20 protein-coding genes are annotated in these 24,409 nt (G+C 41.2%); 7 read left to right on the forward strand and 13 right to left on the reverse strand.

The genetic code is table 11. From position 1 onward, the window contains the following. Positions 1 to 94 precede the first annotated feature (94 nt). A complete protein-coding gene (locus B4U84_RS23440; protein ID WP_131120733.1) occupies positions 95 to 2,125 on the forward strand; it encodes a WG repeat-containing protein in 2,031 nt (676 codons plus the stop codon). A gap of 12 nt (positions 2,126 to 2,137) precedes the next feature. On the opposite strand, the gene B4U84_RS23445 is transcribed toward B4U84_RS23440, so the two are convergent. Together B4U84_RS23445 and clpS are read right to left on the reverse strand one after the other, a co-directional pair. Next, the gene (locus B4U84_RS23445) at positions 2,138 to 3,004 is read right to left on the reverse strand and encodes a CPBP family intramembrane glutamic endopeptidase (RefSeq protein ID WP_131120734.1); all 867 of its coding nucleotides are present in this window, start codon (positions 3,002 to 3,004) and stop codon (positions 2,138 to 2,140) included. 135 nt (positions 3,005 to 3,139) lie between these two features. Beyond that, complete coding sequence (clpS, locus tag B4U84_RS23450) at positions 3,140 to 3,421, reverse strand: ATP-dependent Clp protease adapter ClpS (RefSeq protein WP_017311583.1); 282 nt, start codon at positions 3,419 to 3,421, stop codon at positions 3,140 to 3,142. Between the two features lie 404 nt (positions 3,422 to 3,825). Between clpS and B4U84_RS23455 the strand changes: the two genes are divergently transcribed. Continuing rightward, positions 3,826 to 4,191: a hypothetical protein gene (locus B4U84_RS23455; RefSeq protein ID WP_017311584.1), complete on the forward strand. Its 366-nt coding sequence runs from the start codon at positions 3,826 to 3,828 to the stop codon at positions 4,189 to 4,191. Between the two features lie 529 nt (positions 4,192 to 4,720). Here B4U84_RS23455 and B4U84_RS23460 read toward each other — a convergent pair. After that, a complete protein-coding gene (locus B4U84_RS23460; protein WP_017311586.1) occupies positions 4,721 to 4,915 on the reverse strand; it encodes a hypothetical protein in 195 nt (64 codons plus the stop codon). 442 nt (positions 4,916 to 5,357) lie between these two features. Here B4U84_RS23460 and B4U84_RS23465 point away from each other — a divergent pair, with 442 nt between their 5' ends. The 4 genes from B4U84_RS23465 (at position 5,358) to B4U84_RS23480 (ending at position 12,065) form a co-directional block, all read left to right on the forward strand. Continuing rightward, positions 5,358 to 5,660 carry an STAS domain-containing protein gene (locus B4U84_RS23465; protein ID WP_017311587.1) on the forward strand — a complete coding sequence of 101 codons (303 nt, stop codon included), beginning with the start codon at positions 5,358 to 5,360 and terminating at the stop codon, positions 5,658 to 5,660. Between the two features lie 393 nt (positions 5,661 to 6,053). Continuing rightward, complete coding sequence (locus tag B4U84_RS23470) at positions 6,054 to 8,780, forward strand: TIGR03960 family B12-binding radical SAM protein (RefSeq protein WP_131120735.1); 2,727 nt, start codon at positions 6,054 to 6,056, stop codon at positions 8,778 to 8,780. A gap of 562 nt (positions 8,781 to 9,342) precedes the next feature. After that, positions 9,343 to 11,373 (forward strand): ribonuclease E, encoded by a 2,031-nt coding sequence (rne, locus tag B4U84_RS23475; protein ID WP_017311589.1) that lies wholly within the window; start codon positions 9,343 to 9,345, stop codon positions 11,371 to 11,373. A gap of 29 nt (positions 11,374 to 11,402) precedes the next feature. Continuing rightward, the gene (locus B4U84_RS23480) at positions 11,403 to 12,065 is read left to right on the forward strand and encodes a ribonuclease HII (RefSeq protein WP_017311590.1); all 663 of its coding nucleotides are present in this window, start codon (positions 11,403 to 11,405) and stop codon (positions 12,063 to 12,065) included. A 180-nt stretch (positions 12,066 to 12,245) separates the two neighbouring features. On the opposite strand, the gene B4U84_RS23485 is transcribed toward B4U84_RS23480, so the two are convergent. Then, complete coding sequence (locus tag B4U84_RS23485) at positions 12,246 to 12,839, reverse strand: DUF1997 domain-containing protein (protein WP_017311591.1); 594 nt, start codon at positions 12,837 to 12,839, stop codon at positions 12,246 to 12,248. Between the two features lie 176 nt (positions 12,840 to 13,015). Between B4U84_RS23485 and pheA the strand changes: the two genes are divergently transcribed. Continuing rightward, a complete protein-coding gene (gene pheA / locus B4U84_RS23490) occupies positions 13,016 to 13,882 on the forward strand; it encodes a prephenate dehydratase (protein ID WP_131120736.1) in 867 nt (288 codons plus the stop codon). 186 nt (positions 13,883 to 14,068) lie between these two features. On the opposite strand, the gene B4U84_RS23495 is transcribed toward pheA, so the two are convergent. The 9 genes from B4U84_RS23495 to B4U84_RS23535 form a co-directional block, all read right to left on the reverse strand. Beyond that, complete coding sequence (locus tag B4U84_RS23495) at positions 14,069 to 14,719, reverse strand: LON peptidase substrate-binding domain-containing protein (RefSeq protein WP_017311593.1); 651 nt, start codon at positions 14,717 to 14,719, stop codon at positions 14,069 to 14,071. 240 nt (positions 14,720 to 14,959) lie between these two features. Continuing rightward, on the reverse strand, positions 14,960 to 15,277 hold the full coding sequence (gene rpsJ / locus B4U84_RS23500; RefSeq protein WP_008232935.1) for a 30S ribosomal protein S10: 318 nt from the start codon (positions 15,275 to 15,277) through the stop codon (positions 14,960 to 14,962). A gap of 191 nt (positions 15,278 to 15,468) precedes the next feature. Next, entirely contained in the window at positions 15,469 to 16,698 is a 1,230-nt protein-coding gene (tuf, locus tag B4U84_RS23505) for an elongation factor Tu (protein WP_017311594.1), read from the reverse strand. A 22-nt stretch (positions 16,699 to 16,720) separates the two neighbouring features. Continuing rightward, entirely contained in the window at positions 16,721 to 18,799 is a 2,079-nt protein-coding gene (gene fusA / locus B4U84_RS23510; protein ID WP_017311595.1) for an elongation factor G, read from the reverse strand. 153 nt (positions 18,800 to 18,952) lie between these two features. Beyond that, entirely contained in the window at positions 18,953 to 19,423 is a 471-nt protein-coding gene (gene rpsG, locus B4U84_RS23515) for a 30S ribosomal protein S7 (protein WP_017311596.1), read from the reverse strand. Between the two features lie 656 nt (positions 19,424 to 20,079). Continuing rightward, positions 20,080 to 20,454, reverse strand: coding sequence for a 30S ribosomal protein S12 (gene rpsL, locus B4U84_RS23520; protein ID WP_016860906.1), 375 nt, complete (start codon positions 20,452 to 20,454; stop codon positions 20,080 to 20,082). A gap of 127 nt (positions 20,455 to 20,581) precedes the next feature. Then, complete coding sequence (locus tag B4U84_RS23525; RefSeq protein ID WP_044451193.1) at positions 20,582 to 20,914, reverse strand: HesB/IscA family protein; 333 nt, start codon at positions 20,912 to 20,914, stop codon at positions 20,582 to 20,584. 142 nt (positions 20,915 to 21,056) lie between these two features. Next, positions 21,057 to 21,476 (reverse strand): phosphomannose isomerase type II C-terminal cupin domain, encoded by a 420-nt coding sequence (locus B4U84_RS23530; protein ID WP_016860909.1) that lies wholly within the window; start codon positions 21,474 to 21,476, stop codon positions 21,057 to 21,059. 378 nt (positions 21,477 to 21,854) lie between these two features. After that, positions 21,855 to 23,945, reverse strand: coding sequence for a phosphodiester glycosidase family protein (locus B4U84_RS23535; RefSeq protein WP_131120737.1), 2,091 nt, complete (start codon positions 23,943 to 23,945; stop codon positions 21,855 to 21,857). Positions 23,946 to 24,409: the final 464 nt, after the last annotated feature.

A 24,409-nucleotide genomic window follows, 5' to 3' on the forward strand; every position in this document is an offset into this window, starting at 1 on the left:
TAACTAAAATATTATTTTTCCAGTAATTCAAAGGTTGAGCATTGATGTTGATTAACACAATGAGATTAGTGTTTAGCTCTACTGGTTCAACCTTATGCTGGTCAATGGAACAATCCTACGTAATCACTACCAGATAGTCCAACAATTGGGAAGTGGTGGATTTGCTGACACTTATTTGGCAAAAGATATGGATTTACCCACTTATGCCCAATGTGTAGTCAAACACTTAAAACCAACTAGCCCTGATCCATCCGTTTTACCTATTGCCAGAAGATTATTTGAAACAGAAGCACAAGTTTTGTATCAATTAGGCCAACATGATCGAATACCAAGATTGTTTGCTCACTTTGAAGAAAATGGGGAGTTTTATTTAGTTCAGGAATTCGTCGATGGGTATGATCTGGGAAAAGAACTGACTCCTGGTAGGCGTTTTAGTGAAAGTGAGGTTGTAAGACTGTTGCAGGAAATTTTGGAAGTATTGGTGCTTGTTCATGAGCGTAATATTATCCACCGGGATATTAAACCCCAAAATTTAATGCGGCGTAGAAGTGATGGAAAGATTGTAATGATTGATTTTGGGGCAGTCAAAGAAATTGGCAGTTTAGCAATGAACACTCAAGGTCAGGTCAGATCTACTATTGCGATCGGTACTGCTGGCTATATGCCAAGTGAACAAGCTAATCGTGACCCCAAATTATCCAGCGATATCTATGCGGTGGGTATGCTTGGTATCCAAGCTCTTACAGGCTTAATGCCGCAACAGTTACTTCAAGATAATACAACAGGTGAACTGATTTGGCGTAATTATGTGCAAGTGAGCGATAAGCTAGCAAATATTTTAACCAAAATGGTACGCTATCACTTTAGCCAACGCTACCAAAATGCATCTGAGGCATTACAAGCCTTAAATGCCATAACACCACAGTCACAAACACATTCACAACCTTTAATATCTTCTAGATTAACTACTATAGTTTCACAAATTCCCAAACCATTACTATGGGGAAGTTTAATTGGACTAGGTGGATTGGGAATAGGAGTTATTTCTATTGTTGCTCTATTAAGTCGTTCTCCATCTCCACCACAGTCTGTAATATCTCAAACTCCGTCAGCAATAGTTAGTTCTTCTACACCAGCAGATACATCAACTACACCACCAACCTCATCGCTATCTTCAGAAAATGTCAATTTTGCTATTGAGCCGAAATTTGACGGGGTTTCCGATTTTTCTGAAGGGCTAGCACAGATCAAGATTGACGGTAAGTGGGGCTATATCGACAAAACAGGCAGTGTCGTAATTCAACCACAATTTGATAAAACTGATAACTTTTCTGAAGGACTAGCACGAGTTTGGATTTCAGGAAAAAACTGGGGTTATATCGATCAGACTGGAAACTTTGTCATTCCACAGCAATTTACTGATGATAATTCTAGTAATTTCTCTGAGGGGTTAGCACGAGCATGTCTTGCTGATACTTGTGGCTTTATTGACAAAATAGGGCGTTTTGTAATAGAGCGGAAATATTATAATGTTTTCGACTTTCAAGAAGGGTTAGCAGGCATACAAATTGGTGGTAAGTGGGGTTTTATCGACAAAAACGATAATGTTGTTATCAAGCCACAATTCAATGAGGTTGGTCATTTTTCTGAAGGTCTAGCAGATGTAAATATTGCCAACAAATGGGGTTATATTGACAAAAACGGCAACGTTGTTATCAAGCCACAATTTGACTATAATCACACCTTTTCTGAAGGATTAGCAGTAGTAAAGACGAATGGCAAATGGGGATATATTGATAATAAAGGTAATGTAGTGATCAAGCAGCAATTTGATGATGCTAAAAACTTTAGCCAAAACTTAGCAATTGTTAAAGTTGGCAACAAGTGGGGCTATATTAACAAAAGTGGTAACTTCGTTATTCAACCACAGTTTGACGAAGCTTATAGCTTTTTGGAAGAACTAGCTCTTGTTAAAGTTGGCAACAAGTGGGGCTATATTAACAAGAGTGGTGATTTCGTGATTCAACCACAATTTGAGGATGCTGGAAACTTTTCAGAAGGACTAGCATGGGTACAGATTGGTGACAAAAATGGTTATATTCGCAATCCTTTAAATAGTCAGTAATTACATAAATTATCAATTTTTGATATTGAATTTTGCATTTTTAGATTCATCTATGGCGACTGTGGATACCTTTCCCCTCATCCACAACGCCAATATACCCATTAATACTAGTCCCATTACTCCCATCAAAGGATTTTTATTTACCCCTGTCACCCAATCAGGAACCTGATTCGTATATTCAATTAATCCGCCAATATTAACGATGTAATAACCCCAAACTATACCCATATGTAAACCAATAGGTAATCCCAAACGCCCCCGTCGCCAGTGCTTTCCCCATACCTGCGTCAACCCCAGTAGCACTAAAGCCGGAAGTTGTGGCAATGTGTGAAGAATCGCTTCCAAAGTCTTAATAAAATGCGATACCCCATAAATTATTGCACTTGCCCAAAGTGCTACACGGGGAGAATAATCTCGCTGCAATTCATCTAACAACCAGCCTCGAAATAACAATTCTTCAACCAACCCAATACCCAAACCTGTAAGAGAACCTTCTAATACTATTTTTAATAAAAAAACTTTGGGTTGTTGCCACACCAAAAATCCTAATAACCCTTCTAAACCAAATAAAATCAAAATGCTAATTAATCCTATCGCTAAACCTTGTAGTAAATCTACGCCGTTTAATCGCGTGAACTGTAAACCGTAGTGCTGGAAAATTTGAGGTTGTTTATAAACTTGCTTACCCCATATTCTGAGTAGAAAAATAAATTCTACATATAGTAGTACCATTGTTAAAATAGTTACTAAATTACTATCAGGTACTAATAAATATATTGGTATAGCAAAAGGCAACCACAGCACTAATAAAACCACTAGAAAAAAACCCAGCCTGATAAATACAGAACGCTGGGCTAAAAGAGCAAGGTTTATTTTCATACCAAATTGGCTAGAATTTTAAGAATTTTAACTAGTTTATCAAGAATATTTTTACTTATAGACCAACTTGATTTAAAAATGTATGAGTGATCAAAGCGATCGCTAATAACTAATAACTAATAACTGTTCACTGATTTATTCTTCTGGTTCAATTGTACTAATTAAACCATGATTTTTTAAAGTCTCACAATAAAACTCAGCAGGCTCCTGAGCGCAAGTAATGACTAAAGCAATACCACTGCTATGGGCTTCCATCATGATGCTAACAGCCTGTGGTTGAGTAAGACTGGGTACCGTAGTTAATAAAACCTGTACCACATACTCCATAGTGTTGTAGTCGTCGTTATGGAGCAAAACGCGATATTGAGGCGCTAGTTTTCTGGAAGTTGAAGGCTTCTGTTTGGTTTCGACTGACACGGCTGATTGCTCTGCTGGTAATTTACTACAACAAGTTTTTTTCTAGAGGTTGGTTGCTAGAATTAGCTTTACAGTTACTTATGAATTATTGTATAGCACCAAAAAGGGTGTTGGTTATTTGTTGTTAGTTATTTGTCATTGGTCACAGGTAATTAGTTTTTCTTCGCCTCCAGTGGTCTCCCTGCTAAGAGCTTCCTTGTCCTCTTTGTTCTCCTTGTTTCCCTTGTTCAGAATTTTGAATTTTGTACGCCCTTAGCGTTCCCGAAGGGTATTTTGAATTGTTTTGTCCTCCATATCCCACAACATACCATTCCCACCTTACAGGAGGATGGGGTATTTCGCAGAATTAGTTAAAATTAAAACAGCAGCAGCAATATCAATGCCACTGCCAAAGCTGTATAACTATGGAGATTACACTGAATTTTCAACCAGGACAAATAGTATCTTTAGAGCATGATGACAGCCAGCTATATGGAGAAGTTATTCAAGTTGTAATTTCCCGTCATTTGTGCTGGGTACGTCCTTTGGTATTATTGGTCAAATCTTCCGAACCTCCACTTATAAATGATTTACGAGAGGCTTCCGATTTACTTTGGCCATTAGATTTATTTCGACCAGCTTTAGATACAGAAATCATTTCCATCTTGAGTCAGCTCTTAGCAAAAGAACCAAAACCCGAAATAGATTCCCCTACTAAGCAGCTACTTCATCAGTTTATTCATGAAGTTTGGCGAGCTTATAAGAAAGAATCTAATGATTCATTACATTAATTTTGATGAGTCACGGGTGTTCACATCCCCGAATTCGTAAAGAAGTTGAGGATCTATTACCCTTGATAATGAACGCGATACACTACTAAGTAAGCCGGTGGAAATAAACATAACTATATTACGAAAAGTAAACACGCCTAGAACCCTTACGAATGGCAAAGGACAAAGGACAAAGGACAAAGGACAAAGGACAAAGGACGACCCCAACGAGTTCCAGACATGCCATGGCCCGTCTGGTGTATTTGTGCCTACTTACTTAGTACTGCTGCTGGAAGTTATAAATTACACTTTAGTTATACTCGAATATCACTAAACACTTCGATAACCATGTTCTGAATTGAAGTGTTTTTATACTTAAAGTATTTGAAATCACAATATTTAAAAATAAAATATCATGAAATATGAGCAGTCGTATTTCTCAAGATAACAAGCTTGCTGAAATAAAATTTGTCTCACAAAATTGTTCAGCTTGATTAACTGTGGAAGCTGTATTTTTTGTATCATCAAAACGTAATTACTAAGTATTAATTTAAATATTGGGAACTAATTGAATTCGACCAGCATCCATTTCTGCCATTAATAATTCCAAGGCTTCATAATCAATGTCAGAGATGTAACCCATTTGTGTCAGTTCTGAGTTAATTTCATTTTCTATTTCAGGAGTTAATTTCCTAATCAAAAGGGCTTTTTCTACTAGTTGACGAATGATATATCTGGTTTTCATACCTAATTACCAACTAATTTCCTTTATATAGTTATTATCCCAGGCGCAATTTTGTATAAAATGTGATCTAATACTTATGTTAGCAGTGATCTGAATCACAAGTTATGATTGGTTTGATTCGCGATCGCCTCCTGTATCTATCATATAGTTGAAGTGAAGTCAGGATATAGATTATTGCCTTACTGTTTGCATTAACCAACTTTAGTAATCACTAATTAAGAACTAGTCGGTATGGCAAGCAATATATTTAATTCTTATTGTAACAAAAGTATACTTAAATACTTTTTTCTGAGTTTATGAAAATCTTTAAAAAGATATAGCAAAGCAATAAAGATTCCGCTAAGAGAAGTAATACGCATGGTCGATGTCAGCAGAAAGAGTATATGGTCAAATACATCTATCTTTCATTATTGAAAAACTTTACATTTAGTAGGATGTTATTATGCAAGCGCTGCTTAAAAATCCAACAATTACAGTGATTCGTCCTCAAGGTAGTCTAAATGCTGCTAATGCTCTAAAATTTCAACAAGATTTAACAAAAGCACTGGCACAAAACACAACTAATCAATTGCTAGTAGATTTGGAACAAGTAGAAGCATTAGATAGTGCTGGCTTAATGGCACTAGTGTCTGCACTGAAATTTGCTCAAGACTTAGGAAGGCAATTTAGCCTTTGCTCGGTTTCTCCATCTATTAGAATTGTTTTTGAACTGACCCAACTTGATCAAGTTTTTGAAATATCTTAGGACTTAAGTCAGTTGGCACAAATTTAGAGATGCGAAAGACGAAAGTCTCTACAGGCTGAGGTCGTTATTTGTCAAAAGTCATTGGTAAGAGTTTGGTGCATGTTTACTTTTCGTAACAGAGTTAGATTTATTCCCGCTGACTTACGCAGCACTACAGGCTGTAGGGACAATTAATTGTCCTTACTTTGGCTCATCAGAGTTTCGGCGATTCTTTGCGTAACTTCTGATATTTGAAACTAAAGTAGTATCTTAGGTAGGTTGTCACTAAGTTTGGAGTTGATTGACATTAAAAAACTTTGAAACACTAATTAACACTCTGAAACTGCCTAATCAATGCTAATGTTGGAGGTGAGTAAGAGTCATTTATTTTGAAATCGCTAGAAAAATAGCACAGTGGCTATTGCAGTAGAAAAATTAATCACCTCGGATATCGCCAAACCAGCTCGTTACCTGGGTAATGAACGTCTAGCCATACACAAGCCGTGGGAAACGGCAGTGATTCGCTGGGTATTAACTTATCCCGAAGTATACGAAGTGGGAGCCTCTAACTTGGGGCATGTCATTCTCTATAACATCTTGAATGCCCAACCACGCCAGTTATGCGATCGCGCCTACTTACCAAATCCAGATCTATCGGCTAAACTACGGGCAACCAAGACACCGTTATTCGCTGTTGAATCAAAGCGATCGCTCACAGAATTTGATATTTTGGGCTTTAGCCTCAGTTATGAACTTGGCGCCACCAACATTTTAGAAATGTTGGACTTGGCTGGTATTCCCTTAACTTGGAAAGAGAGAAATGAAGGGACAAGGGAGACAAAGGGACAAGGGAGCATTTCTTCCTATCCTTTAATTTTTGCTGGTGGACAGACGGCGACATCTAACCCAGAACCCTACGCTGATTTCTTTGACTTTTTCGCCTTGGGCGACGGTGAAGAACTTCTGCCAGAAATTGGTTTAGTTTTAGAAGAAGGTAAACAATCAGGTTTAAGTCGTCAAGAACTTTTGCTCGACTTGGCACAAATACCGGGTGTATACGTTCCTCAGTTTTATGATCTAGCTGCGGATGGATCTGTCCATCCCAATCATCCAGATGTACCCAGACGAATTTTACGACGAGTGGCTACGCCCATTCCTGCCTATTCGATTGGGTTAGTTCCTTACGTTGAGACAGTCCATGACCGCTTGACGATTGAAATTCGACGCGGTTGCACTCGTGGTTGTCGCTTTTGTCAACCAGGAATGCTGACTCGACCAGCGCGAGATGTGGAACCAGAAAAGGTGGTGACGGCAATTGAGAAGGGAATGCGGGAAACTGGCTATAATGAGTTTTCTTTGCTTTCTCTGAGTTGTTCTGATTATTTGTCCCTTCCAGCAGTAGGGATGGAAATCAAAAATCGTCTCAAAAATGAGAATATTTCTCTTTCCCTACCCAGCCAAAGGGTAGATAGATTTGATGAAAATATCGCTAACATCCTGGGTGGAATGCGGCAAAGTGGTCTAACCTTTGCTCCAGAGGCAGGAACCCAGCGAATGCGAGATATTATCAATAAAGGTTTAACCAATGAAGAATTATTACGGGGTGTAAAAACAGCCTGGGAACAAGGGTGGGATAAAATTAAGTTATATTTCATGATTGGTTTACCTGGTGAAACCGATTCAGATGTTTTGGGTATTGCAGAAACAGTCCGTTGGTTACAACGAGAATGTCGAGCTAAAGGAAGAAAACCACTGGCTTTCAACTTGACGATTTCTAACTTTACCCCCAAACCCCATACCCCATTTCAATGGCACTCCGTTGCAACTGCGGAGTTTGGAAGGAAGCAGAAGTTGCTGCAACAAGAATTCCGCCGCATCAAAGGAGTGAAGGTAAACTTTACCGATGTGCGGCTGTCGGCGATGGAAGATTTTATCGGTAGAGGCGATCGCTCTCTCGGTCAAGTTTTGCGTCGAGCCTGGGAATTAGGCGCAGGTATGGATTCCTGGTATGACAGCATTGAGCGTGCATACAATGCTTGGGGAGTTGCGATCGCCGAAGCAGACCTGAGTTGGAAATATCGCCAAGTTGAGAATGGCGAGTGGAATTTGTTTGGCACAGAGGAGATAAGGGGACAAGGAGGACAAGGGGGACAAGGAGGACAGGGGGGAGAAGAAATTATTTCCTTGTCTTCCCACACACCCCACACATCCCACACTTCCCCCACTCCACTCCCCCCTTCCCTCGATAAACCCCTACCCTGGGACCATATCGACACGGGTATCGATAAAAAGTGGCTGCAAGAAGACTTAAAACGCGCCTTAGAAGCTGCGATCGTTCCTGACTGCTCTTTTGATAGTTGCTCTCACTGTGGTGTCTGCGGCACAGACTTTGGTCATAACATTGTCATTCCCCCGCCATCAATCCCAGAATTTGCAGGACAGTTTGTACCAAATACTACTAAAGTTCAGAGATTACGGGTATGGTTTGGGAAACAGGGTGATATGGCTTTGGTCAGCCATCTAGATATGATGCGCTTGTTTGACCGAGCCATGCGACGAGCCGGATTACCAATTGCTTTTACTGGTGGGTATCATCCGTCACCACGTATATCAGTGGCTTCAGCTTTGCCTTTAGGAGCTACCAGTAGCGGTGAAATTGTCGATTTTGAGTTTACTCAGTCACTAGATCTGAATTTTTTCCGAGAAGAATTGGCACAGGTACTGCCCAGTGACATACCTATATATGATGTGGTAGAGCTAGATTTAAAAGCTCCTGCTGCTACCCAAGGCTTAGAAGCTGCCGAGTATGTACTCACTATTGCTGTACCAGATTCATCAATATCTACACAATGGCAAGAGTGGTTGGATACAATTAAACAAAAAAGTGAGATTTGGTACGAGCAAACAACAAAGTCAGGTAAAACTAATTTAGTAAATCTGCGCGATCGCTTGTTTGAAATTGAATTAGTAGAAACTACTCATATGGTGACATCGGCAGTTAGTTTGCGTTATCTAGGTAGTTGTCGTCCAGATGGTACACTGTTGCGCCCAGAACAAGTTCTGTTTATGCTAGAACAAGTGGCAGGCATAGAATTCCAGCTACTGCAAATCCATCGCCATCGTTTGGTTTTGCAGGATTAGTTAATTGCTTGAGGACAGCTGGCGATTGAGTAGCTTCCCAATTTGCCTATGGGGAATTGATTTTTAACAAGGTTGCGTTAGAATGATATGAAGAGAATTTTTCTGGCGCTGCATTAAGTTATTTGGTTCACAATCCTGGTACTGAGGGTTTAAAAGCAGAGATTTAGAGAGCGACATCTAGGATTTTATCCCAGACTACCACCAGGCAGATTCAAGAATACTCTCTCTTGATGCTTATCTTGTGAATCAATAACTAAATAAAAGGCTTCGTCGGCTTCTCTAAACTTTATGATTTTTAACACACATGCTCAATGCCTAATTCTTAGAGAATGAGGGCGTTGCATCAAAAATTAACCATGGACGGGTGATTAAATTGCTTAAATAGTATGCAGCCGTTCTGGAATCATCGGGCGTGTAAACGCATTTCTCCAGTCAATAGCTCTTTAAGTGTGGGCTTGAGTTCGCAGTTTTTACTAACAGCAGCGCCTGTTTGGGCTTGCAGGGGCAATAGGGACTACATACCCCCAAGTCTATTTTTGCTGCCAAATTTTGAGGAAATTGAATGCCGAAACAAATTATTATCGCGGAGCAGCATCAAATAGCTGCCGTATTTTCTGAAGATCAAATACAAGAATTAGTTGTTGCTACAGGTCATCATCAAATTGGTGATATCTACTTAGGAGTAGTAGAAAATGTATTACCAGGAATCGATGCTGCTTTCGTCAATATCGGCGACCCAGAACGCAACGGATTTATTCATGTTACAGATTTAGGACCATTACGACTAAAGCGTACAGCATCAGCAATTACCGAATTGTTAGCACCACAACAAAAAGTATTGGTGCAAGTAATGAAGGAGCCAACAGGAACAAAAGGCCCAAGGCTTACAGGTAACATTACTTTACCGGGACGTTATGTTGTACTCATGCCCTACGGACGAGGTGTAAATTTATCCCGGCGCATAAAAAATGAAAATGAGCGTAACCGCTTACGAGCATTGGCAATTTTGATTAAACCTGCGGGGATGGGTTTATTAGTTCGCACAGAAGCAGAAGGTAAACCAGAAGAAGCAATCATTGAGGATTTAGAAAACCTGCAAAAACAATGGGAAGCGATTCAGCAGGAAGCAGTTTCTACCCGCGCACCTGCACTACTTAACCGGGATGATGACTTTATCCAGCGTGTACTACGAGATATGTACGGTGCGGATGTCAACCGAATCGTTGTAGACTCCAGCACTGGCTTAAAACGGGTAAAACAGTATTTGCAAAACTGGAGTGGTGGACAAGTACCACAAGGATTATTGATCGACCACCACCGCGATCGCGCAGCGATTTTGGAATACTTCCGGATCAATGCTGCGATTAAAGAAGCTCTTAAACCCAGAGTAGATTTACCTTCTGGTGGCTATATTATTATTCAGCCCACCGAAGCATTAACGGTGATTGATGTCAACTCTGGTTCATTTACGCGATCAGCAACAGCCAGAGAAACAGTTTTATGGACAAACTGTGAAGCAGCCACAGAAATTGCTCGTCAGCTACGTTTACGGAATATAGCTGGTGTGATTGTTGTTGATTTCATTGATATGGAAACACGGCGTGATCAACAGCATGTCCTTGAACACTTTAACAAAGCCCTAAAATCAGACAAAGCCCGTCCTCAGATTGCTCAATTAACAGAACTAGGTTTAGTAGAACTCACCCGGAAACGCCAAGGTCAAAATATTTACGAATTGTTTAGTGAATCTTGTCAAACCTGTGGTGGTTTAGGGCATGTTGTGCATTTACCTGGAGAAACCGAAAGCCGTTCGATCGCACCACCACCCGAATTACCAGAACGTTTTGTATCTGTGCCTCACAGAGAACCTCGTTTGCCATCTCCTCGCTTGAGTGAACCACGGGAAAGCTACGATGGATTTGGGGAAGGATACGAACACGAGAGCGATTTAAGTGGATTGAACCTATCCAATCATCCCAGCTATCAAGAAATTAGTGACAACAAAAGACGTCGCCGTCGTCGCATCGGACTAAATGGTGGTAACGGGAAAGAAGAGCCACGCATCAATGGCAATCCCTTATCATTGGTAAATGATCCAGATATGGACATTGATGGAGAGGGAGAATTAGTAGAGACTTCTGATCTACCCATACCTAACATTAGTAAACCAGGTTGGGTAGAAAGAGGAGAACGAGTTAAAATCTCAAGACCAGAAATAGTCAAACCAGTAGTCGAACCACCAGAAATTGTGACTGTGGAAATGACACCACCGGAACAAGATGTGTACGCTTTGATGGGAGTTTCACCATTAGTGAAATTGAACCGAGAAGTCAGAAATCCCAAGTCTGTCATTATTAATGTTACTCTCCCCGGTCAAACTGCCACACAAACAGAAACAGCCCCGGAAATTGCTCAAACAGCAACTACTACCATAGAAAGTTCGATACAAACAGAACCATTGTCATCAGTTGTAACTGAAACTGTGGATTCGCCCATGATGGCAGATGAAACAGAAGCTAGTACTAGTATTGCTGTTCGTCGTCGTCGCCGTCGTTCTTCCGCTTTGGAGACAGATCCATCAACAGCTGACTAGCTAAAGCTAAAAGTTAAAAACTTTAAAATATGGTCATGAGTAAGCCAGATACCGCTTCTGTTGATTCGTCAACACTTCAACAGCAAGCGAGTTGGCTGGAATTTTCCGCTTTTTCAGACATCTGTGGACTAGTTGCAGGCGTTGATGAAGTAGGGCGGGGCTGTTTGTTTGGACCTGTAGTAGCTGCTGCTGTGATACTACCAAATGACGCTCTGCCTGCATTGATGGCAGCAAAAATTAAAGATAGTAAAAAGTTGTCTAGCTCTCGTAGGAGTCAGCTAGCCCAACATATCCAGACTGTTGCAATTGACTACAAAATAGGCTTCGCTTCAGTTATGGAAATTGATCAAATAAATATTTTGCAGGCTACACTTTTAGCGATGAAGCGAGCAGTATTAAAGCTAAAGGTGCAGCCTACACTCTGTTTGATTGATGGTAAGCAATCAATTCAGGATTTGCCACTCCTGCAACAAACAATAGTCAAGGGAGATGAGCGATCGCTCGCCATTGCTGCTGCTAGCATTATTGCTAAAGTGTGGCGAGATGACTTAATTGTCAGGCTTGCCTCTAAATATCCCATGTACGACTTGGAGCATAATAAAGGTTATGGAAGTCCAAAGCATTTATTAGCACTGCAAGAACATGGATCTTCACCTTTACATCGCAAATCTTTTCGTCCTTGTCGAATTTGATTGATGGGAAGAAGGAAGAAAAGACGCGGTGACACTTCTGAAGACACGGAGAAAAACAGACGTGGTGACACTTCTGAAGACACGGAGAAAAACAGACGCGCTAAATTTACCCCGTCTCAATGTCCCCCTTCCGCATCCCCACCTCCCCGTGTCTCCTTCCCCCGTCAATCTCAACGATGATTACTCAGCTTTCAAGATAGGTAACTCTGGATTTTGCTCATTGCTACTAAGCTTTCCTTCTTGAGTTTGCAATGTTACCCAACGACGATAATCTACTATTAATTGATGTAACAATCTTTGCTTAATAGTTAACAGTACGCTTTTCAATAAACCATTACCAGTGGTTTCTAAAATTGGTTTGGGCGTAAAGGAGAATGGCGGTGGTAACTCTACCTCTACTTCTAAATCCGCTCTACCTTGTAAACGAGTTCCACTACTGAATTGAGATGGTGATAAATACCCTTTTAAATTCAGATTGAAGCGCTGGTTGATGTACTCAATACCAAGGATTTCACAATTTTGCGATCGCAAGTGAATTTTACCATTAGATTCTGTCCAAACTTTCATGTCTACGGTAGGCTGAATACTTAGTGACATAAAACTAAGGGGACGCATTTTTAAACGAAAAATATCATCAGCTAACGGCTGAATTCGATTCGGGTCTACTAATGCATAAACCAGACGTTGGGGCTGACGCAAATAGTGCTGAATGGGAATAGGCTGTTGTGGGACAGCAATTTCTACCGACTGGAAAGCGGTAAACTTGGTAGACATGCGTTCGTCAAAATAATTGTTTTATAATTCTATTATTTTTTAATTTTTGGAGTTTTTGAGAAAAAATGATAGTGAAAAGGCTAAAATTTTTTTTGGAAACTACATTGATTAACAGTTATACATTATCGATAAAAGTTTTCTATTTTTAAACAAACTTACACTTTGAACAAAATCTCATGACTTTATCGATCGCACATTTAGGTCCACCTGGCACCTATGCAGAACAAGCTGCTATTTTATACGTTAATTGGTTGAGCCACAATCAAGGACTTCAAGCTACCTTATGTCCTTATCCTAGCATTGCCCAAACACTCCGAGCTGTTGCCCAATCTCAGGTAAATCTAGCTGTCGTACCTGTGGAAAATTCGATTGAGGGTAGTGTGACAATGACTATGGATACTCTATGGCAATTGGATAATTTACAAATTCAGATGGCTTTGGTAATGCCAATTGTTCATACGTTGATTTCCTGTGCTGATAGCATAGAGAATATTAAAACAGTTTATTCTCACCCCCAAGCTTTAGCGCAATGCCAAAAATGGTTAGAGCAATTTCTGCCCAATGTACATTTAATTCCTGCTAATTCTACAACCGAGGCATTGCAGACACTCAAGCAAGATTATACAGCAGCGACTATCTCATCTGAGCGAGCAGCACAACTTTATAATCTACCTGTATTAGTTAATGGTATTAATGATCACCCAGAAAACTGTACTCGTTTTTGGGTTATAAGTCAGACTGATATGCCTAATAACTATAAAAAATCTTCTCTTAAAGTCAGTCACACCTCCCTAGCTTTTAGCGTTGGTGCTAACTTACCAGGAGCTTTGGTTAAACCACTACAAATATTTGCCCAATTAAATATTAACCTCAGCCGGATTGAGTCTCGTCCTACGAAGCGATCGCTAGGGGAATACTTATTTTTTATTGATGCGGAAGCAGACACATCTCAAATCCAAATACAATCTGCCTTACAAGAATTAACTGTATACACAGAAATACTAAAAATTTTTGGTAGTTATGGTGTTTTGTCTGTGGGATAGGGGATAGGGGAGCGGGGATAGGACATTGGGCATAGTAATATCCCAATTACAAATGACCAATGATCAATGACAAATGAGGACCCCAACCTGTAGAGACGCGAAATTACCCTACCTTCGGAACCCTATTCGAGGGAACGGGAACACCTTCGGTGAACGCGTCTCTAAATTTGTGCCGACTTACTGAATTTACAACTTTTGATTAAAAGTATCTTTGAGAACAGTACGAGCCGCTAAGTGATTGCGAGTAGAAGTCAAAATTTCTGTTTCCCGTTCTAAACGAGCAACAGTGTCTTGCATTTCTAGCAACGCTTGTTGTTCTAAAGCAACACCATAAAGATTGCTCGCTACCCAATAAGAAAGTTCTAAAGGCAAATCAGGTAAATCTTCTGGGAGTTCAATTTGTTGTTCAGTTAATTTGGCTGAGAGGCGAACAACATCTTTTAGCAGCTGAGATAACTCGTTAGCTAAAGGACGTAAATCTTTTGTGGGTGGATGATCTTCAATCCATTCAACTAAACCAACAGGATAGGGTTTCTCACGTACATACTCTAAAACACGAAATCTTTGTTGTCCCAAAGTCAACATTTTCATCCGATCATCGGGTAGACGTTGATAATGGACAATTTCGGCACAGCAACCCACATTAGCGATCGCACCTTTGACCGGATCAACCATTAATACGCCAAACCTGCGATCGCTTTCCAGAATCGTGTTCATCATGATTCTGTAGCGAAATTCAAAGATGTGCAAAGGTAATTGCTTTGTAGGGAACAAAACTACTTCTGACAACGGGAACAGAGGTAGTTCACGAACGGCAATTTTAGAAGAGGATGTCATTTTTACCTTGTTAGAACTTTGGTATAAGTTTTATCTGATAATTCTCTTTAAAATTTTTTTATTTTTTGCTTTTGCCGTACTATGCATACATTTTAGCATCTGTTTTCCAGTAAATAAAAAGCCCTGAAAATATATCTTTCAGGGCAAGGTAAATATTCACACCAAATAAAGTCATTAATGATCTGTCCTTTGTCTTTAAACTAATGACAAATGACCAATCACTAATGACTAATAACTAATTTATAGTTTTACTTCAATATCCACGCCTGAAGGCAAATCCAGTTTCATTAAAGCATCAATAGTTTTAGAAGAAGGCTGGTAAATATCAATAATGCGGCGATGGGTACGGGTTTCAAAGTGTTCTCGTGAATCTTTATCCACGTGTGGCGATCGCAGCACACAGTAGATCCGGCGTTTTGTAGGTAGAGGAATTGGTCCAATCGCTGTAGCGTTAGTACGATTTGCAGTGTCTACAATCTTCTCGCAAGATGTATCTAGTAAGCGACGGTCAAATGCCTGTAAGCGAATTCTAATCTTTTGCTGCTGCAAAGTAGCCATTTTTCGGTTGTCCTGGTTCTGATGAGTTAGGTGATTGGGGAGTGGGGACTGGGGAATAGGGATTGGGAAATAGGGCAAATTTTTTCCCAATCCCCGATCCCCGATCCCCGATCCCTTTTTTTGAGGGAATATAAAAGAGCAGAGAGGGATTATACCACCTCTGCTCCTTGTTTAATCAAGATAAACAGATGCTATTTGACGATTTTGGAAACGACACCAGCACCGATTGTACGACCGCCTTCACGGATAGCGAAGCGCATTCCTTGTTCAATAGCGATCGCGTTGATCAGTTCAACTGTCATCTTGATCCGGTCTCCGGGCATAACCATTTCTGCGGCATCACCTTCATCGGAGGTAAAGGTCGTGATGGTACCAGTTACGTCGGTTGTTCGTACGTAGAATTGAGGACGATAGCCTGGGAAGAAAGGAGTTTTACGACCACCTTCTTTCTCAGTCAGGACGTACACTTCCCCTTCAAATTGAGTATGAGGAGTGATAGAACCAGGTTTGGCAATTACCATACCCCGTTCAATATCAGCTTTTTGGACACCGCGCAAAAGTATACCGGCGTTATCTCCAGCCATACCTTCTTCGAGACTCTTCTTGAACATCTCGATCCCGGTGACTGTGGTAGCACGAGTATCTTTGATACCAACTAGCTCTACGTTATCGCCGATCTTGACTTTACCCCGTTCAATACGTCCGGTAGCTACTGTACCACGACCTGTGATGGAGAACACGTCTTCTACTGCCATCAAGAAGGGCTTATCAACATCACGCTCTGGTGTGGGAATATAAGCATCTACAGCATCCATCAGTTCGTAGATTTTATCTACCCACTTATCTTCACCCTTCTGTGTCTTGGGGCTAGCTGTCATTTTTTCCAGCGCTTGCAGACCAGAACCCTTGATTACTGGGATGTCATCACCAGGGAAATCATAGCTGGAAAGTAGTTCACGAACTTCCAATTCTACTAGTTCCAACAATTCTTCATCATCCACCATGTCTTCTTTGTTTAAGAAGACAACTAGGTTGGGTACACCCACCTGGCGTGCTAGGAGAATGTGTTCACGAGTTTGGGGCATTGGGCCATCCGCAGCCGAAACCACCAGAATAGCACCATCCATTTGCGCTGCACCAGTGATCATGTTCTTCACATAGTCAGCGTGTCCAGGACAGTCTACGTGAGCATAGTGACGGTTTTCTGTCTCATACTCAACGTGAGCGGTATTAATGGTAATACCCCGTGCTTTTTCTTCAGGTGCGTTATCGATTTGATCGTAACCTTTACCGGTAGCCTTACCGATCGCAGCCAAAGTCATGGTAATAGCTGCTGTTAATGTGGTTTTACCGTGGTCAACGTGGCCAATAGTGCCGATATTAACGTGGGGTTTAGTCCTTTCAAACTTTGCGCGTGCCATGAATGCTCGTTTCCTTTTTTAATTAAGCGTTCCCTTTGCTTTTAGCTATGATTGCTTCAGCCACGTTGCGAGGTACTTCATCGTAGTGGCTAAATTCCATTGAGAATATACCTCGACCTTGGGTCTTCGACCGGATGTCAGTGGCGTAGCCAAACATTTCTGCCAATGGGACTTTAGCAGTCACTTTGGCGATCCCTTGCTCGGAACCCATCCCCTCAATTTGTCCACGACGGGAATTGAGGTCGCCCATTACATCCCCAAGGAAGTTTTCGGGAACTTCAACCTCAACTTTCATCATAGGCTCTAAAAGGACGGGTGAAGCTTTCATTACAGCTTCTTTCATTGCCATTGAGCCAGCGATTTTGAAGGCCATTTCCGAGGAGTCCACTTCATGGTAAGACCCATCAATCAGCGTCGCTTTGACGTCAATGAGTGGATATCCAGCTAGAATACCCGATTCGCAGGTTTCTTTCATACCTGCTTCTACTGGGGAAATGTACTCTTTCGGTACAGTACCACCAACAATTTTGGAGACGAATTCAAAGCCGCTTCCTGGTTCTCCTGGTGCTAAGTCAATCACTACATGACCGTACTGACCTTTACCACCGCTTTGGCGGATGAATTTACCTTCAATTCTGTTGACTTGTTTGCGAATGGTTTCGCGGTAAGCTACTTGTGGCGCACCAACGTTTGCTTCTACCTTGAATTCGCGTAACATCCGGTCTACAAGAATTTCTAGGTGTAACTCTCCCATTCCAGCAATTACCGTTTGGTTGGTTTCTGGATCGACGTTCACGCGGAAGGTCGGATCTTCTTCGGAGAGAGATTGTAGAGCTTTGGACAGTTTGTCCATATCGTTCTTGGTTTTGGGTTCTACCGCCACCGAGATCACTGGCTCTGGAATAAACAACGATTCCAGAATCACTGGTGAGCCTTCATCGGTGAGAGTGTCACCTGTCAAGGTGTCTTTCAAACCTACTGCAGCTCCCAGATCACCTGCTCTGAGTTCATCTACGTCAATGCGGTTATCCGCTTTCAAAACTACGAGACGAGAAATTCTCTCTTTCTTGTTTTTAGTAGCGTTGAGGACGTAGCTACCTTTCTTCAGAACACCAGAATAGACACGAACAAACGTCAGACGACCATAAGGGTCAGCCATTATCTTGAACGCAAGCGCCGACAGAGGTTCATTGTCGTCAGCATGGCGTTCTACAGTTTCGCCATTGGGCAGTGTACCCTGGATTGCGGGTACGTCAGGGGGTGCTGGCAGGTAATCGACTACAGCATCAAGCAGGAGTTGTACACCTTTGTTTTTGAAAGCTGAACCACAAAGCATTGGCACAATCGTACCTGCAACAGTGCCTTTACGCAGAGCAGTACGGATTTCTGCTTCTGTGAGTTCTTCGCCTTCAAAGTACTTGTTCATCAAATCGTCATCGGTTTCGGCTACCGCTTCAATCAGCTTGTTACGGTACTCCTGAACCAAATCCTGCATATCTGCGGGTATATCCTCATCCTTGATGTCTGTTCCTTGGTCATTGCCGTAGACATACGCCCGCATTTTAACTAGATCAACCAGACCCAGGAAATCACTTTCGCTACCAATAGGCAATTGAATAGGAATAGCATTAGCCCGCAAGCGATCGCGCACTTGTTCGTAAACTTTGTAGAAGTTCGCTCCAGTGCGATCCATCTTGTTAACAAAGACGATACGTGGAACTTTATAACGATCCGCTTGTCGCCATACTGTTTCTGTTTGTGGTTGCACACCACCCACAGAACATAAAACTGTGATTACACCATCCAAAACCCGCATGGAACGTTCCACTTCAATCGTGAAGTCCACGTGTCCTGGAGTGTCGATAATGTTAATTTGATGATCTCTCCAACTGGTGCTAATCGCAGCAGCTGTAATAGTAATTCCCCGCTCCCGCTCCTGATCCATCCAGTCAGTGACAGCGGTTCCTTCATGGACTTCACCAATTTTATGAATTATGCCAGAGTAAAATAAAATTCTCTCTGTTGTCGTTGTCTTGCCCGCATCTATATGCGCCGCAATACCGATATTGCGTACTTTCTCTAGCGGGTTCGTACGTGCCACAGCTGCCTCCTATACTTTTCGCCTCATGATATCTTGTATATTACACTTTGTTAAGATTCTATCTTTTCTGGTAAACCGTCTTTTTATTTAGTAAGTACCACGATATATCTTTGTCCTTTGTAGAAACGCACCTGAGGGCGCTTCTACAATTGTTTAGTAGCGGTAATGTGCAAAGGCTTTATTTGCTTCTGCCATCCGGTGCGTTTCTTCACGCTTACGAATTGAACTACCAGTTTCGTTAGCAGCATCCATCAATTCTTGAGCTAGTCTGCCAGCCATTGTCCGGCCAGGTCTAGAGCGAGAAAACTGTACTAACCAACGTAATGCCAAACTTGTACCACGCTCTGCTCGCACTTCCATGGGAACTTGATAGGTCGCACCGCCTACTCGTCGAGCTTTTACTTCTACCAATGGCGTTGCATTCCGCACTGCTCTTTCAAACGTTTCCAATGGATCGCTTCCGGTTCTTTCCTCGATACTTTTCATCGCAGCATAAACAATCCTTGCGGCAAGTGATTTTTTGCCACTACGCATCACCCGACGGATCATCATGCTTACTAGGCGACTGTTATAAACAGAGTCAGGTGGAACTGGGCGCTTTTGAGTAACACCACGACGAGACATACTTCAACCTTAAATTTCTGAATTTAGCAACTAGATGATTTATGCTTAGACAGTTTTTCATTGCTGAAATTGCAATGGAACTGACTTCTTTAACTTGCTGCCCTCAACTAGACATACAAGGCGACAATAATTATATACCTTAATAGCTAATTTAATAGCTAATCAAACTCAATTTAAAATGCTGCTGTCGCTGATAGCATTCTAAAAATTCCCATATTCACAGCAAACAGGGCGTCAGAGGCTTTACTAATCTAACTTATAAGTTTCTTAGACACTCATAATTTTTGACAGAATTAAGGCGATCGCACTTCAGATGTCCTGCGAGTGATTATCTTCATACAGGTCTTACATTCTGATGTACTTAGCTTTGCCCCTAGAAAACTATAGGAACAGCTGCTCGCTTCTGATGACATTGATTTTTGTACGTTTGCACAGAATCAATTCAAATTCTATCATTGATTTTTGTTGAATAGTGCCACTACAAAGCAATAGCAAAAACAAAAAAAGTAAACTTTTTTTGCTGATGCAGATACACACCTTACGCATTAAAGGTTGATTTGTATGAGCTATGCCAACTGCTCTACAAATAAATGTCAAGGCTAATTAGTCTTCAAACGCGATTAATCGCGTTTAAACTCGATTAATCGCGCCTTTGTCTATTTTTTTGGACGTTTGGTTCCATACTTGGAACGACCTTGCTTGCGGTCTTTGACTCCGGCTGTATCTAAAGTGCCACGAATGATGTGGTATCTCACGCCTGGTAAGTCCTTAACCCGACCGCCACGAATCATTACAACAGAGTGTTCTTGCAAGTTATGACCAATTCCTGGAATGTAGGCTGTGACTTCAAATCCAGAAGTTAATCTTACCCTTGCGACTTTACGCAGAGCCGAATTAGGTTTTTTCGGTGTGGTCGTGTATACCCTAGTACAAACGCCCCGACGTTGTGGGCATTGTTTTAGAGCTGGAGACTTGGTCTTTTGACGCGCTTTTTCGCGTTCGTTACGTATTAGCTGCTGTATGGTGGGCATGAGTTACAGCGCGTGAAGCTGCTTATAGTTTAACTTTTGACAACAAATTCTGATTGTATCTTTTTTAGGTGTCAAAAGTCAATATAATATTATTTTTTTGTTGTGAATAATCAACAAGCACTAAAAATCAACCCATAGCAAAGGAATTACCACAGCCACAAGTAGCGTTTGCTTGGGGATTTTGGAACCGAAAAGCGCCACCCATTAGATCCTCAGAATAATCAATGGTGAGACCATCAACATAATTAAAGCTTTCAGGATCTATAACGACTTGAATACCATCACACTCTAAAGTGCGATCGCCCGTCTTAATAATTTCATCAAAATAGATGTCATAATACCAGCCAGAACAACCACCGACTTTAACTGCCAATCTAAACAACGGATTTGGTTGTTGTTGTTGCTGCTTAGATTTTAATCTTCTAATCTCGCTTACTGCTGCTGGACTCAGATGAATCATGGAACGGATATGGGGTTAAAAGCTTTACCGTGAAGTACCCCACCGCATAGGCGGATGGGGTTTCGCGTCTCACTCGCCGTTGCTCTGTTGGGTATATCTATAAATATCAGATATCCGATATCTCCACTTGACAATTTTTAATTTAATCTTCTGCGCGAGCGTAATCGTCTTGGAAACGGATAATATCATCTTCGCCTAAATATTCTCCGTTTTGGACTTCAATTAAAACCAAAGGAATCACACCAGGGTTCTCTAAACGATGAGCTGTACATTGGGGTACATATGTAGACTGATTATTGCCTAGCAAGACTTCTTGTTCACCACAAACTACTCTAGCTGTACCAGAAACAACTATCCAGTGTTCGCTGCGATGATGGTGCATTTGTAAACTCAGCCGATGTCCGGGTTTAACTTCGATACGCTTAATTTTATAACCGCGCCCTTCTTCCAAAACTGTAAAAGAACCCCAAGGACGCAGCTCTGTTGCTGCAACACCTCTTGCAGTAATAGCTGAAGGTAAAGGTAATGCATTAGTTTGTGTTGTTTCTTGGTATTGAGCCATAGTTACCTCATTCGGAGATATAACAAAATCGTTAGTACTCTTAACCATTGATGGAAAAATATGGCGCTATGTTGCAACCGTATAAATCAGCAATTTAGCCCACACCTGCCAAACATAGCAAAATCACGGTCTAAGGTGTAATCATTGACTGCTACCAATAACATATCTATATCAAGTCTTCACTAATTTAAGTGGCAACTTTTAGTTAGCTTTAAATTTGGGGATCGGGAATTGGGGATTGGGGATCGGGGATCGGGAATCTGAGAACAGGGAAATGGGAGGGGGAAAGGGAAAACTTATCAGTTATCAAATTAAACTGGTCACTGTTAATTGTTAACTGATTCATGCTTAATTCCCAATCCCCGATCCCCGATCCCCTCAACGTGGTTGTAAGAAAATACCTATACCGTTGTGAACACGAGCTGCGGTATTGGGGAAACGATCTAGAAGTTGTCCTCCTAAGTAAAGGCTAGTAGAACTACCACCATCCAGATTTAAAGCATCAATACAACCCATTTGCTGCATTAATTGAGCGTGTTCTGCTAAGGTAGGGCCAGCACCGCCAGCACGGTTATGGACGGCGGCGATGATCAAGTTACCTGTTGTTGTTTTACAAATACCACTACGGATTGCTTTTTGGACAACAAAAGCATTACTGAATTGTTCGCCTTTGCCATTCAAGACAATTTGACTATTTTGTACAAGTAGGGGGCCTGCTCCGAGAATATAGGGGTAATTACTAAACTCTCCAGGACTGGTAGAACTGTCAATTTTGACTGAAGAACCAATCGGTAAAATAGCAGCGTTGGTGGCACCATTAGCACGTAGTACAAGCAAATATCCATCTGTAGGGATAGGAAAAGTAGTTTGACCGACTTTTCCTGCTGGTAACTGATTAGTAATTTGATCTTTCTGGACAGTAAGGATAATTTCGTTGTCGGTTAAGGGCGAATAGTTCACTCCCCAAGCAGGAGTATAACGAGCTATACCACTTTGAACATAACCACTATTGAGAGTTAAAATCGGCAATTTTTGGTTATTAGCAGTAATTAAATTTTCTAACAAGGCTAGACGACCCAGATAAAATTGACCAGAATCATTCCATGCGATCGCACCCCGGTTCAAAATGGGACTAGATAACCATTGACCATCTCGACGAATTGCACCCAAAGGTAGGCGATTATTGCGGTTAAAATAGCCACCATTAATCGCTGCGATTGCTAATTGTTGTTGGGCTGTTTGGATTAAAGGAGCAGTCCCCTCTAGGGTATTAGAGTTTGTAATAATTGGTCTAATTTTTAACCCGACAGTACGCGGATTGATTTCTAACCAAACAATTGGAAAGCGTTCTTGAGCTAAATTTAAATACTGCTGGCGCCAGATTAATCCCGGCGCCCAAGTAATTGTTCGTGGTAGTAGTGTATCTGGACGAACGTCGATAATCAGACGATTTGGTGCAGTGCTAACTAGGGGGGCTAACCCAATGGGAATCTCTAGACGGATAATTGTCTGATTGTTAACTATCTGTACTTGCTTAATTAATGGTGGGGGAGTGGGAGTAGTATTTTGTTGATTCTGGTTTGATGGAAATATTTGTTTTAAGAGATTTTCGGGAAATGGCGCGGGGGTAGGAATCTTTTCAATTGCAGGTGGTGGCGGGGGGGTGTAACGTTGAATTAAAGCTGGATCGGCGATACCATTTAAGGTTATTGTCCAATCTCTGGTGGTGGGAGCAGAGGGTTTGACAATTGGGTGATTTGGATCGTCGCTTAAAGGCTGATTTTGTTTAACTGGAGCTTCTTGGTTGATTTGCCAAGGAGTAGGGCGATCTAAACTGACGGTGACCCGTTCTATTAAAGATTCTTTGGTTTGATTAATCTCTGTGATTTTGACGTTCGGTGTAGATATCACTAAGGTATTACCCTGTACTTGCATTTGCCATTCAGATGTTTTAGCAAAATTGGTAATATCTAAGTAGCGATAACCTCCCGCCAAGGTACTAACCAAAATCGGTGGTTTAGCTGTGGATGAATACCACTGGATTGGCTGTTTGGTAGGAATGTTGCTGTTTAATAAATCTACGCCGAAAAACTGCCGAATTGCTGCATCGCTGATCTGAGTTGTCAGTTGACCAGCACTCAGCCGTCTTTGTAACCATGCCCCTGGTAAGATTCGACCATTGAGAGAAATTTGATTACCATAGTATATTACCCCTTGTAAAGGAGGTGCAGGTGGTTTTGGTTTTGGTTGAACTGTAGTTGTAGATTGGGCAACTTTTGTCTTGGTCTGTTTTTCGGAAGCGATTGACTTGTGAGAAATAGCAGGATAGGCGATCGCACGCTCTCCAAGTGCTGTGAAGCACAGTACAAATAAAAGTATAGGTGATGTCAAAAACTTGACGAACCTACTGAGACTACCAACAGCAACATGATGAGGTTGGCATTGACCAGAATTTAATGTTTTTAGCATAAATGATTCAGTGTTTTGGGAAAAATCTCACACACACACAAACTAACTGGACTTTCTAAAATATCAAAAAATAATGACGTAAGTTTGGAACACGAACGTGATAATGTATATATGGGCTTTTTGTTTCTTGTTCAAGCGACAAGCAATTCTGCCACTATGAAAACTGCGATTTTGAGTGCGCTAAATTACAACTAGTGCTAAAAAATATATAACAGCAGTTAAAAGCTTTTAAGCTGAATCTAGGTGGACCATCCTCACTGGTTAGTTGCTACTTAAGTGAGGTTTAGCTAGTAGCAATACAGGTAACAAAGGGTGGTCAGTTAAAATCTAGACAGCTAATCCAGAGAGATTTAGGAATTGCCAAATGAGTATATAGTGTAATACGCTGATTTTGTTGCTAAATCAGGATAATTTTTGTCTCAAAAATTAGAGATGTGAAGAATTGGATTTTTTTTATTAAGCTG

The organism is Westiellopsis prolifica IICB1, assembly GCF_004323185.1.
Classification (GTDB): domain Bacteria; phylum Cyanobacteriota; class Cyanobacteriia; order Cyanobacteriales; family Nostocaceae; genus Pelatocladus; species Pelatocladus prolificus_A.